This is a genomic window from Chelativorans alearensis (genome assembly GCF_010993735.1).
In the GTDB taxonomy this organism is placed as follows: domain Bacteria; phylum Pseudomonadota; class Alphaproteobacteria; order Rhizobiales; family Rhizobiaceae; genus Chelativorans; species Chelativorans alearense.
This window is the reverse complement of record NZ_WQNI01000013.1, coordinates 359,278-371,927: the sequence shown is the minus strand read 5'-3', so window position 1 is coordinate 371,927 and position 12,650 is coordinate 359,278. Positions and strand designations below refer to the sequence as shown.

Below are 12,650 nucleotides of genomic sequence, written 5' to 3'. Positions count from 1 at the left end.
CAGCGCATCGCCGCCCTGGACGAGCGGGCCGCCTCACTCGGCCTGAAGCCGGGGATGGGTATTGCCGACGCACGCGCCATGCATCCGAGGATCGAGATCATCGAGGCCGATCCGGATGCCGACCGGCGGCTGCTGGAAAGCTTGGCCGACTGGTGTGACCGCTTCACACCGCTGGTGGCTCTCAACGGCGCGGATGGACTCTTCCTCGACATCAACGGCTGCGCGCATCTTTTCGGCGGCGAGGATGCGATGCTGGAGGAGATCGTCCGCCGGCTCACGCATCAAGGGTTCGACGCGCGCGCCGCTCTCGCCTCCACGCCGGGCATGGCCTGGGCGGCGACGCGCTACTATGAAGGCCGCGACCGGAACGTGCCTGCGGGCGAGGAGGAGCACGCGCTTGCCCCTTTGCCCCTTGCCGCTTTGCGCCTGGAGGAGAAGACCCGGTTCGGCCTCGAAAGCGTGGGCCTGCGCCATGTCGGGGCACTGCTCGGCGCACCGCGCGCGCCGCTCGCCCGCCGCTTCGGGAGCATGCTCATCACCCGTCTGGACCAGGCCCTGGGGATGATCGAGGAAGTCATCTCGCCACGCCTTCCCGTGGCGCCGCTCTCTGTCGAACGCCAGCTTGCAGAGCCGATCGGCACCAGGGAGGATATCGAGCGGCTGGTCCTCATTCTTGCCCGCACCTTGAAGGGCGATCTGGAGCGGCGCGGCGAAGGCGCAAGGCGGCTACAGCTTTCCCTTTTCCGGGTCGACGGTGCCGTGGTGCGCATTCGGGTGGGCACGTCGCGTCCGTTGCGTGAGCCGCCGCTGATCGCAAGGCTGTTCCAAGAGAGGCTGACCGCCCTCGAAAACAGCCTCGATGCCGGATACGGCTTCGATCTGGTACGGCTTTCGGTTGCCGTCGCTGTGCCCTTCGTGATGCAGCAAGCGGATTTTTCGGGGCACGCATCGGAGGAAGAGGAGGCGCTTTCCCTCCTTGCCGACCGCATTCGCGCGCGCCTCGGCAACGGCGCCATTCTCGTCCCGGCCTTGGTCGAGAGCCACGTGCCCGAGCGCAGGGCCCGCTTCGCTCCCATCGAGGAGGAGGCGCGCGCCCGGCCGACAGGGACAACGGGACCGCTGCCGACGGCCGGGGCTCGTCCCATCCGGCTTCTGGAAAAGCCCGAGCCGGTGACGGCCTCGGCGGAAGTCCCCGAAGGCCCGCCCCTTTCCTTCCGCTGGCGGCGGGCGCTTTACCGTGTGGCACGCGCGGAGGGGCCCGAGCGCATCGCCTCCGAATGGTGGCACGAGGACCCTCCTGCGCCCACGCGCGATTATTTCCACGTCGAGGACATGGCCGGCCGCCGCTACTGGCTCTACCGGGAGGGACTTTATGGCGAGACCGCCGCACCGCGATGGTTCCTGCACGGGATTTTCCCATGAGCGCCCCCGCCTATGCTGAATTCGGCGTGCAGTCGAACTTCTCCTTCCTGCGCGGCGCTTCGAAGCCGGAGGAGTTGGTCGTCGCGGCAAAGTTGCTCGGCCATTCGGCCCTGGGCCTTGCCGACCGCAACACCGTGGCGGGCGTGGTGCGGGCCTGGAGCCAGTCCAAACACATCAAGCTGACGGAGAATGCCGAGCTGACCCAGCTTCCTTATCACCCCGGCAGCCGGCTCGTCTTCTCCGACGGCACACCGGATATTCTTGCCTATCCGCAAGACCGGCAGGGCTGGGCGTATCTCTGCCGGATGCTGACAGAAGCAAATCTGCGCGAGGAAAGCGAAAAGGGCGCGCTCGTCCTTTTCGCGAAAGACCTCTTCGAATGGGGGGATCGCATCTCGCTCGCCGCCCTGCCCGATCTTGAAGCGCAGCCGGAGGAAACGCTTTCCTTCCTCAAGCGCCTGAAGGACCGCTTTGGGCGAGCGGTCCGGCTTGCGGTAGCACCTTCCTATGGCGGGAATGACCGCTGGAAGCTGGCCCAGGCGGCAAATATGGCAGAGGCCTCGAGCCTGCCGCTGATGGCGACCAATGACGTGCTCTATCATGCAGCGGAGCGGCGCCCGCTGCAGGATGTGCTGACCGCGATCCGGTTGAACACGCCGATAACGGAGACAGGCTTCGCCCTCGAAGCCAACGCCGAGCGCCACCTGAAACCGCCGGAGGAAATGACACGGCTCTTCCGTCACTACCCCGAAGCGCTCACCGAGACGATCCGTTTTGCCGAAAGCCTTTCCTTCTCGCTCGCAGAGCTTCAATACAATTATCCCGACGAACCGACGGAATCCGGCCTTCCGCCTCAGGAGGAGCTCGAACGGCTCACCTGGGAAGGCGCGCGCAAGCGGTTCCCAGACGGCGTTTCTCCCAAGATAGAGGCGATAATCCGGCACGAGCTGGAGACGGTCCGCGAGTTGCAATACGCCCGCTACTTCCTGACCGTCCACGACATCATGAAGTTTGCCCGCGGGAAAGGTATCCTCTGCCAGGGCCGGGGTTCGGCCGCCAATTCCATTGTCTGTTACTGCCTGTTCATCACCGATGTCGGACCGGACATCATCGATACCCTTTTCGAGCGCTTCATTTCAAAGGAGCGCAACGAACCGCCGGACATCGATGTCGATTTCGAGCATAGCCGGCGCGACGACGTCATCGCTTATATCTACAGGAAGTACAGTGAGAAGCGGACCGCACTCGCCGCCTCTGTCGTCACCTATCGCGGCCGCTCCGCACTGCGCGAGGTCGCCAAGGCGCTCGGCCTCTCCGAGGACACGATGGCCGCGCTCTCCGGCTCGATCTGGGGTTGGTCGAGCGCCGAGCTCGGCGACACGGAGACAGGCGCCGCCGGCCTCGATAAAGCCGACCCTCGGACAAAGCATCTGGTCGACCGCGCGAATGAGATTTTAGGTTTCCCGCGTCACCTGTCTCAACATGTCGGCGGCTTCGTCATCACCAGGGACCGGCTCGACGAGATGGTCCCCATCGTCAAGACGGCGATGGACGAGCGCAAGATGGTGGAGTGGGACAAGGACGACCTCGATGCGGTCAAGATGCTTAAGGTCGATGTCCTGGCGCTCGGCATGCTGTCCTGCCTGCGGCGTTCATTCGAGCTACTGAAGGAACACTACGACGTTCGGGACGACCATGGCCGGCCTCTCGAACTGGCAACGGTCCCGATCAAGGACCGGCGCGTCTACGACATGATCTGCCGGGCGGACACGCTCGGCGTCTTCCAGGTCGAGTCCCGCGCACAGATGTCGATGCTCCCCCGCCTCAAGCCGCGCAAATTCTATGATCTCGTTATCGAGGTGGCCATCGTCAGGCCGGGGCCCATCCAGGGCGACATGGTGCATCCCTATCTTCGCCGGCGTGAGGGAAAGGAAAAGCCGGAATACGTGCGGCCGGAACTCAAGGCCATTCTGGAGAGAACGCTCGGCGTGCCGCTCTTCCAGGAACAGGCGATGAAGATCGCCGTCGTGGCCGGCGGCTTTTCCCCCGGCGAGGCCGACCAGTTGCGCCGCGCGATGGCGACTTTCAGGCGCACGGGCACGATCCACGAGTACCGCCAGAAGATGATCGACGGCATGGTGTCGCGGGGCTATCCGCGCGAGTTCGCCGAGCGCTGCTTCAAGCAGATCGAAGGGTTCGGCGACTACGGCTTCCCCGAAAGCCACGCCGCCTCCTTCGCCCTCCTCGTCTATGCCTCCGCGTGGTTCAAGACCTTCTATCCGGACGTCTTCTGCGCGGCGATCCTCAACGCCCAGCCCATGGGCTTCTACGCGCCGGCGCAGCTCGTGCGCGACGCGCGCGAGCATGGTGTCGAGGTTCGCGCCGCGGACATCAACCTGTCCGAATGGGACTGCACGCTGGAAGAAGCCCCCTTTGACCGTGCCCGCGTGGCGGACCGGCATACACAGATGCGCCCGGTCATTGCGACACGGCACGCCGTGCGCCTCGGCTTGCGCCAGGTCAAGGGGCTTTCGGAGGAGGACGTGAAGCGGCTGGTGGAAAATCGCGGTGCCGGCTACGATTCCGTGCGCGACCTGTGGCTGCGCGCGGGCTTGGGCAAAAGCACCGTCGCCCGTCTGGCGGAGGCCGATGCCTTCCGCTCCCTCGGCCTCGACAGGCGCTCGGCACTTTGGGCCGCGCGGGCGCTGGACGAGAAAGCCGCCGCCGAGCGCTTGCCGCTTTTCGACCGGCCAAGCCTGCGCCTTGCCGACCGCGAGCCGGAGATGCGCCTGCCGCCCATGCCGCTCGGCGAACACGTGGTGCACGATTACCGCGCGCTCGGTCTGTCGCTCAAGGCGCATCCTGTCTCCTTCCTGCGCACCCGCCTCGATGCGGAAGGCGTGACCTCCAACGAAAGTCTGCCGGTGATGGGTAACGGGCGCCGCCTTTCCGTCGCCGGCCTGGTGCTCATCCGCCAGCGCCCCGGCACCTCCAAAGGCGTCATCTTCATGACCCTCGAGGACGAAACCGGCATCGCCAACATCGTCGTCTGGCACAAAACCTTCGAGCGTTTCCGGCCGCAGGTGCTGGGCGCCCGCTTCGTGCGCGTCACGGGTCGCCTCCAGGCGGCCTCGGGCGTCATCCACCTCATCGCCGAGCGGATCGAAGACCTGAGCATCTGGCTCGACATCCTTGTCAAGGACGAACGGCAAAGGGAGGACGGCAGGTGGACCGAGGCGAAACAGCCGGGCGCTCCGGCTGCGCAAGGCAGACCGCCGCCATCGGAGGGAGCCCCGCGGCTGGTGCGCGCCCAAGCCGCCGCCGTCATGCCCAAGGGGCGGAATTTCCATTAGAGCCGTTCATCGTTTCATGGAATCAATGAACTGATCTAACTCCTTGTTTTATCGCAATTCCGGACGGAAAAACCGGTTTCCACTTCCTGGATGCCGCTTATCTTTCCCAAAACCGGCATCCACTTTCGGGATCATGCTCTAAAAAGCCAAGCGGAAAGGACGTGGCCTCACGTCAGGGGTGGTCCGGATCCAGTGGCCGCGCTTCCGACGGCAGCATGACGGGAACGCCGTCGCGCACCGGATAAGCAAGCTGGGCCGCCCTGGAGATCAGCTCGCTGCCCGCCGGGTCCCATTTAAGCGGGCCCCTGGTGAGGGGACAAACCAGAAGCTCCAGAAGCTTCGGCTCGATCAAGGCCTGTTCGCTCCGCCCTCTGTCAGTCATGTCACCGGCGTCTCCGCTCCACTCCACTGTCCACCGAACACACTTCCTCGCCCATTCATAGCATGATGGCGGGACGAGCGAGAGGGCGTCCGGCGCCCCTATATTTCGCCCGTACGGGAGCGGCACTCAGGAAAACAGCAGCGAGGAAAGCTTGCGCCTGGCCGAAAGGGTCGCCGGATCGCTCATCCCCCAGGCATCGAAGAGCTCCAGAAGCTTCGCCCGTGCTGCGTCGTCATTCCAGCTCCGATCCGCCCTGACGACGACGAGCAGGTGTTCCGCCGCTTCCTCGCGCTTTCCCTCCGCGTTTCGGATGAGCGCCAGATCGAAGCGCGCCTGATGGTCGGCAGGGTCCGCCTCAAGCCGCCTCTGCAGGGCGACCGGGTCGCCGAGCCCCGCCACCTGTTCGGCCAGCGCCATCTTGGCCCGCACTGCGGCAACGGAAGCGGCATCCTTCTTCGCTTCCGGCACCCGCTCGAGCACAGCCCGTGCCTCGTCGGCCTGCCCCGCCTCGAACAGGAGGTCGGCAAGGGCCGCCAACGCCTCCACATGCTCCGGCTCCTGCTGCAGGACCGCCGAATAGATCTGCGCCGCCATCTGCTGGTCGCCGGCCTCGCGCGCCTCCGCCGCCGCTGCCAACGCTTCCTCGACGCGGTTGCCGCCACCGGCCGAGAGCTTCTTCACGAAGTCGCGAATCTGGCTCTCTGGAACGGCACCCATGAAACCGTCGACGGGCTGGCCGTCCTTGAAGGCGATGACGGCGGGAATCGACTGGATGCCGAGTTGGCCGGGAATGGCCGGGTGCTCATCGATGTTCAGCTTCACGAGCTTGACGCCGCCGCCTGCCTCGCGCACCACCTTCTCGAGCGCCGGCGTAAGCTGCTTGCAGGGGCCGCACCACGGCGCCCAGAAATCCACCAGCACCGGCTGGCGGCTCGACTCCTGGACGACATCGGCGGCAAAGGACGCCGTCGACGTGTCCTTGATAAGACCGGACGCCCCGGGAGCGGCCTCCGCGAAGCCGTTGCCGCTTCCCGCCTCGCCGCCTGGCCCGCCGAAACTGACATTCGCCGTCATCTGACCGCCTGTTCCGCCATAGGGATTGTCGTGGTTGCTCATTTCTGCCCCTTCGTGTACTTGACGCGCCTGCTCGCCAAGGCAACGCCGGGGCGCCGTCTCGCCGATAAGAGCGGAAAACGTGATGTGGCGATCATTGCGAAACTTTCAAGACGAGCGGCCGGTGCCCGGTCGTTTCGAGGAAACGCATGAGGTCGGCCCTGCGGATTGATATCGTCGCCTCATTGTGAAGCGGATGCGCGTTGATGATCTCGTGCTCCAGGAGCGCTTCGTCCAGCACCACGGTAACCTTCCGCTCGCTATCGTTGACCACGCCGAAGACGGTGACGGCACCGGGGGTAACCCCGAGCAGAGCCATAAGCCTGTCCGGCTTGCCGAAGGACACGCGGCCGGACGCGCCGATCGCATGGTGAATCGTCTTGAGGTCCACCCGCGCATCCTCTTCGACCGTCACCAGGAAATACCGATCCTTCTTATCCTTCAAGAGCAGGTTTTTTGTATGACCGCCGGAAATTTCGCCACGCAGGTCTTGCGATTCCTCGACCGTGAAAAGCGGAGGATGGCGATGGGTCGTCACCACGATGCCGAGTCCCGCGAGATAATCCATCAGTTCTTCCGGCGATCTCGGCATGACCCCTCACTTCGAATAGCTGGCACCACACCGGTGTATGCGCTCCCGCCGCCTTTTTGCAAGCACGACCGCCAGCGGCAGCGAACGACCGATGTTTGTGGAAGCACCCGGCGCCCCGGGCGAATGCAAAGCCGGCACGAATTCCCTGTTGCAATCGGCCGGCAGTTCAGCCATATAAGCGCCGCTTACGGCTTTCGCCGTGCGAGCGGGTGTAGCTCAGGGGTAGAGCACAACCTTGCCAAGGTTGGGGTCGAGGGTTCGAATCCCTTCGCCCGCTCCAGTTTTCTTCAAGAATATCAAAGGCCTGGTGGGCGCCTTCAGGGGCGTTTTCTGCTTCCCCCGTCTGCGAAAGGGGGGAAGCAGTTGGCGGGTAGGGACCAGCAGCTTTATCTGATCCTGCCAAAGCCGATCCGCTTGGCGCCTTTCCGGAACAGTGCCTCGGCGTCGGGTGCGAACCTCAAGGCGGTGAGGAAATCGTCGACGCTGTAGCTTGGGAGCGTCTCGCGGATAGCCTTCGCATAGGCCCGGCCCTCCTCCACCCGGTCGGCCAACGCGAGACAATGAGCGGCTATGGCGCGGATGACGACATGGGCATTGGGCCGCGCGGCCGCCTTGACCGCCCATTCCGCGGCTTCCTCGAACTGGCCGAGACGAACATGAGCCATCGCCCGCGCGCCAAGCATTGCAAACAGCAGAGGGTCGAACGGGCTCAAGCTGCGCGAGTGATCGGCTGACCCGATGGCAGCACCCGGATCCCCCGACTGGGAATGGACGAAGGCGAGCGCATAGTGGCCGAGCGCGAAATTCGGGCTGAGGTCCACCGCCCGCTCCAATTCGCCGAGAGACTCGTCCTGTCGCCCGCGCAGCCATAGCGCGCGGCCCATCGCCCAATGAGCAGCCGGGTCGTGGTCGTCAATGATAAGGCTTCGGCCCGCTGCCTCGAAGGCGAGATCGGTCTCACGCTCACGATCCGCCCAATGCTGAAAGGCGCTCTGCCAGTGGGTGAAGGACAGGCCTGCATAGGCGCGGGCAAAGGTCGGATCCAGCCGCACCGCCATCTCGAAGAAGTGCCGGGCCTGCTCGTTGTCGCCTCTGGTGAAGCGATACATATGCCAGAGACCGCGATGATGGGCTTCCCAGGCATCGAGCGAGTTAGGCGGCTTGAGGATTGCGCGGTTCTTTTCCGCGGCCTCGATCTCGTTGGCGATCGAGGCAACAATTCTGTTGCCGATTTCGTCGAGGACGATGAAGGCATCGTCCGCCTTGTGGTCGAAGGCCTCCGCCCAAACGATTCTGGCCGTACGCGCCTCGACCAGTTCGATCGTCACGGTAAAGCGGCCTGCCTCGCGCCGCAGCATCCCGCTGGCGACGTAGTCGATATCGAGCCTCCTGGCGGCGTCTTCGGGCCCGATATTTCGCTCCGCGAGGGCAAAGACTGAGCCCTGTGCGATTACGAACAGGCTCCTCAGCTTGGCCAGACGGGTGATGATATCGTGGGTGAGGCCGTCGGCGAGCCCGCCGCGAAGGCTGCCTGCGTTCGTTTGCTCCAGAAAAGGCATAACGGCGAGGGAGGCGCGCCGAGCCGTGAAAGCGCCGGCTTCGGCGGAGCCGGCCACCGTCGCCGACGCGGAAGCCGCGGGGATCGCTTCGATAGAGCGTGATGCGACTGCCCGCCAGTCCCTGAGGGTCCGCCACGCCTCGCGAATCGGTGCGAAATCCAGATCCTCGGCTTCAAAGAGCTTGGCGGTCGCGGCAAGATGCTCCTCGCATTCACCGATTTGGCCGCGCGCCAACAGCGCGCGCAGCAGCGTCACATGCGCGCGCCCATCATACGGGGCAAGCTCGACCCACTTGTCCAGCAGTGGAAAGACCTCGTCGAAGCCCACAGGGAGGCTTTCTACGAGGTGCTCCAGCACAGCCGTGTGACAGGCCCTGAGGCTGCGTCTTTGTGCGATGAGCCAGCTATCGAACTGCAGGCTGCGGTCGATCTCCAGCCCTTCCATAAAGTCGCCCGCGAAAAGGCAGGAGAGCGTTCGCAGGCGTTCCGCATCCAGCGTCCCTATTCCTTCCCTAGCCGCGGCCGCAATCTCGACGGCATCCACGAAACAGCCGCTAAGATCGAGTGCGACCATATCGTCGGATGTCGCGACCCGGCGCCGGCCAGGCCCGTCGAGCATGCCTCTGAGCTTGCTGAGACACCACCGCAGCTCGCCGCGCGGGTCGTTCGGAACGTCCCAGAAGAGCTCGCAGAGACGGCTGCGCCCCACCGCATGTGGGGTGAGAGCCAGATAGGCAAAAAGCGCGCGCACCTTTCGCGAGGCCGGAAGGTCCAGCACGGTGCCATTCCGGTTGATTCTCAAAGGGCCGAGCATCCGCACATGGACGTCGTCGACGCCCAGCGACGGGGATTCCACGCGCCTTTCCACGTTCTCTCCAACGGTGGGCTCTCTGCGCACATTCTATCATTGAATGCGATGGACCGCATCCTGCATCGGGCTGGATGCCCACCCTCGCCTGCCCACTCCAGACTTGTGGAGCGGGCGGAAAGAAAGACTGAGAAAGAGGAGGAATAACAATGACCCTGAGTAGGAGTTGTCGTATCTCGCCGTCGGCCCTTTACGGCGCTGTCGCGCTCGGCGCACTTCTCGCCCTGTCGGTAACACCCGTGCCGGCCGGCGAGGCGCATCACACCGCAATCACCGAAGACCAGGTGGAGTGGCAGCCGGGCCCGCCCACTTTGCCGGCCGGCGCTCAGATTGCCGTGCTGCATGGCAATCCGGCCGAGGAAGGCCAATTCGTCTTTCGACTGAAATTTCCCGCCGGCTACGTGATCGCGCCCCACCGCCATCTGAAGGAGGAGCATGTTACGGTCGTTTCGGGAGGCTTCGGCATGGCCACCGGAGAGACGTACGACCGTAGCACGGCGCCCATCCTGCCGCCGGGAAGTTTCGTACGTATACCCGTCGGCACAGCACATTTCGCCTGGGCCGACGAAGAGACGGTCGTCCAGCTCAACGGCATCGGCCCGTTCGGTGTCGAATACGTCAATCCCAAGGACGACCCGCGGACGAACTAGGGCTATGATTGTTGGCTGGCCTGCCTCCGCTTGCAGCGCAGGACGGCGGCAGGCCGGCCGCACCGGAACCACCGGGAAGTCCGGATTCAACGTGATCACTAGGAGATCGTTCATGCCTATCCAAACAACGATACGTACGACGGCAGGCCGAGGCCGTCTCTTCGGCAGCATTCTCGACACGGTGGGCGACACGCCCACGATCCGGATCAACAATCTCAGCGTCGACCACGCGACCATTTATGTGAAGGCGGAATTCTTCAATCCCGCCGGATCGGTCAAGGACCGGCTGGCCCTGAACATCATCGAGGAGGCCGAGCGTACCGGGGCTCTGAAGCCGGGGCAGACGGTCGTCGAGGCGACCAGCGGCAATACCGGGATCGGCCTCGCCATGATCTGCGCGCAGAAGGGCTACCCCCTCGTGGTCACCATGGCCGACAGCTTCTCCATAGAGCGCCGTAAGCTGATGCGCATGCTGGGTGCAAAGGTCGTGCTGACGCCGCGTGCGGAAAAGGGCTTCGGCATGTACAGAAAGGCGGTCGAGCTGGCCGAGGCCAATGGCTGGTTCCTCGCGCGCCAGTTCGAGACCGACGCCAATGCCGACATCCACGAAGCGACCACGGCGCGCGAGATTATCAACGACTTTGCCGGGTCCAGGCTCGACTGGTTCGTGACCGGCTACGGCACCGGCGGCACGGTGGCCGGCGTCGGGCGCGTGCTGCGCCGGGAAAGGCCCGAAACGAAGATCGTGCTCAGCGAGCCGGCCAACGCCCAGCTTGTCGGCAGCGGCCATGAGCAGAAGCGCTCGCCCGACGGTGCCCCGGCTGCCAGCCACCCCGCCTTTGAGCCGCACCCGATCCAGGGCTGGACCCCCGACTTCATCCCCCATGTGCTGCAGGAAGCGATCGATTCCCGCTTCTATGACGAGGTCGTGCCGATTGCCGGGCCCGAGGGCATCAAATGGGCCAAGGCGCTGGCTCAGAAAGAGGGTATCTTTACCGGCATCTCCGGCGGGGCCACCTTCGCCGTGGCGCGTCAGATCGCCGAACGCGCGCCCACCGGCTCCGTCATCCTTTGCATGCTGCCGGATACAGGCGAGCGGTATATGACGACACCGCTCTTCGAGGCTATCGAAGCAGACATGGATGAGGAGGAGATGGCGCTCTCGCGCTCCACGCCAGGCTTTCAATTCGCCGCCTGAGCGGCAAGGAGCCCCCGTGAACGATATGCAGAACGCCCTGCGCGAGGTGGAAGAGACGCTCGATCCAGACGACTGGAGCAGCATACGTTCGCTCTCGCGCCGGATCATCGACGATTCCATCGCCTATCTGCGTGATGTCCGCGATCGGCCGGTGTGGCGGGAGGTGCCTGCGGAGGTGAGGGCCTTCTTCGATGCACCCCTGCCACGCTCGCCAGCGCCGCTCGCCGAGGTCTACCGCGAGGTCGCGGAGAACGTGATGCCCTATCCGATGGGCAATGTTCATCCGCGCTTTTGGTCCTGGTATATGGGATCGGGCAACTTCACCGGGGCGCTGGCAGACCTCCTGGCGGCGGTCCAAGGCTCCAATCTCGGCGGCGGCAACCACGCCGCCGCGTTTTTGGACGGCCAGGTGGTGAACTGGTGCAAGGAGATGATCGGCTTTCCGGCTTCCGCCAGTGGCACGCTGGTCAGCGGCGGTTCGATAGCGAACCTCATCGGGCTGACCGTGGCGCGCAACGTGAAGGCTGGCGTCGATGTACGGGAACATGGCGTCGCAGCCATCGAAAACCCCTTACGCTTCTACGGCTCGGATCAAATTCACAGCTGCCACCGCAAGGCCGTGGAAGCGCTCGGGATGGGAAACCGGGCCCTGCGGCGCATCGCGACGGACGGCGAACTGCGCATCGACGTTGCCGCGCTGCGCGCCGCGATTGCGGAGGATCGCGCGGCCGGATTCCGTCCCGCCTGCGTGATCGCAACAGCCGGGACGGTAAATACCGGCGCCATCGACGATCTTCAGGCCTTGGCGAAGCTGGCGGGGGAAGAGGATATCTGGCTCCATGTCGACGGCTGCATCGGCGCCCTGCTTGCCATCGCTCCGAAGAACGCCCACCGTGTCGCCGGGATCGAACATGCCCATTCCGTAGCGCTTGATCCGCACAAGTGGCTGCATGCGCCGTTCGAGGTCGGCTGCGCCCTGATACGGGACGCGGCCGCCCACCGCGGCACCTTCGCGGTCGCGCCGGAATACCTCGAACCGACGCCGCGCGGCCTCGCATCGGCCCCGTGGCTGCACGACTACGGCCTGCAGACCACTCGTGGTTTCCGCTCGCTGAAAGTCTGGATGGCACTCAAGGAGCATGGCGCGGACACGTTCGGCCGGCTCATCGACCAGAACGTCGCTCAGGGCGCCTATCTCAGCCAATTGATCGAGAACGAGCCCCTTCTTGAGCTGGTTGCACCGACGAGCATCAACATCGTGTGCTATCGCTTTCGCCCAGCAGGAGTGCCAGGGGGTGTAGATGGCGAGGCTCTGAAAGCGCTCAACATCGAGATCATGCTGCGGTTGCAGGAGCAAGGCACGGCCGCGCTCTCGGACACGACAGTGCACGACGAGCATTGCCTGAGAGTGGCAATCGCCAATCATCGGACGCGGCGCGATGATCTCCTTCTCCTTGTCCGGGAAACCGTTCGCCTTGGGCGCGAAATCTCCGGCACCTAGCCCTTCGCCCGGC

9 protein-coding genes and 1 tRNA gene are annotated in these 12,650 nt (G+C 64.7%); 6 read left to right on the top strand and 4 right to left on the bottom strand.

Features of this window, described 5'->3' with window-relative positions:
- Positions 1 to 15 precede the first annotated feature (15 nt).
- Complete coding sequence (locus GPJ75_RS20540; RefSeq protein WP_246249160.1) at positions 16 to 1,422, top strand: DNA polymerase Y family protein; 1,407 nt, start codon at positions 16 to 18, stop codon at positions 1,420 to 1,422.
- Positions 1,419 to 4,775: an error-prone DNA polymerase gene (locus GPJ75_RS20535; protein ID WP_163270775.1), complete on the top strand. Its 3,357-nt coding sequence runs from the start codon at positions 1,419 to 1,421 to the stop codon at positions 4,773 to 4,775. Before GPJ75_RS20540 ends, GPJ75_RS20535 begins: the two co-directional genes overlap by 4 nt.
- Before the next feature lie 172 nt (positions 4,776 to 4,947).
- Here the strand turns inward: GPJ75_RS20535 and GPJ75_RS20530 are convergent, their stop codons facing one another.
- The 3 genes from GPJ75_RS20530 to GPJ75_RS20520 form a co-directional block, all read right to left on the bottom strand.
- Positions 4,948 to 5,157 (bottom strand): Trm112 family protein, encoded by a 210-nt coding sequence (locus tag GPJ75_RS20530; protein ID WP_163270773.1) that lies wholly within the window; start codon positions 5,155 to 5,157, stop codon positions 4,948 to 4,950.
- Between the two features lie 126 nt (positions 5,158 to 5,283).
- Positions 5,284 to 6,273, bottom strand: a complete 990-nt coding sequence (trxA, locus tag GPJ75_RS20525) for a thioredoxin (RefSeq protein WP_163270771.1) — start codon at positions 6,271 to 6,273, stop codon at positions 5,284 to 5,286.
- Positions 6,274 to 6,364: 91 nt separating this feature from the next.
- Positions 6,365 to 6,862, bottom strand: a complete 498-nt coding sequence (locus GPJ75_RS20520; RefSeq protein ID WP_163270769.1) for a prolyl-tRNA synthetase associated domain-containing protein — start codon at positions 6,860 to 6,862, stop codon at positions 6,365 to 6,367.
- Positions 6,863 to 7,067: 205 nt separating this feature from the next.
- Between GPJ75_RS20520 and GPJ75_RS20515 the strand changes: the two genes are divergently transcribed.
- Positions 7,068 to 7,142, top strand: a tRNA-Gly gene (locus GPJ75_RS20515).
- Positions 7,143 to 7,248: 106 nt separating this feature from the next.
- Here GPJ75_RS20515 and GPJ75_RS20510 read toward each other — a convergent pair.
- Positions 7,249 to 9,234: a BTAD domain-containing putative transcriptional regulator gene (locus tag GPJ75_RS20510; protein ID WP_163270915.1), complete on the bottom strand. Its 1,986-nt coding sequence runs from the start codon at positions 9,232 to 9,234 to the stop codon at positions 7,249 to 7,251.
- Between the two features lie 203 nt (positions 9,235 to 9,437).
- On the opposite strand from GPJ75_RS20510, the gene GPJ75_RS20505 reads away from it, so the two are divergent.
- The 3 genes from GPJ75_RS20505 (at position 9,438) to GPJ75_RS20495 (ending at position 12,637) form a co-directional block, all read left to right on the top strand.
- Positions 9,438 to 9,938 carry a cupin domain-containing protein gene (locus GPJ75_RS20505; RefSeq protein WP_163270767.1) on the top strand — a complete coding sequence of 167 codons (501 nt, stop codon included), beginning with the start codon at positions 9,438 to 9,440 and terminating at the stop codon, positions 9,936 to 9,938.
- Between the two features lie 112 nt (positions 9,939 to 10,050).
- Positions 10,051 to 11,136, top strand: coding sequence for a PLP-dependent cysteine synthase family protein (locus GPJ75_RS20500; RefSeq protein ID WP_163270765.1), 1,086 nt, complete (start codon positions 10,051 to 10,053; stop codon positions 11,134 to 11,136).
- Between the two features lie 25 nt (positions 11,137 to 11,161).
- Entirely contained in the window at positions 11,162 to 12,637 is a 1,476-nt protein-coding gene (locus tag GPJ75_RS20495) for a pyridoxal phosphate-dependent decarboxylase family protein (RefSeq protein ID WP_246249159.1), read from the top strand.
- Positions 12,638 to 12,650 lie beyond the last annotated feature (13 nt).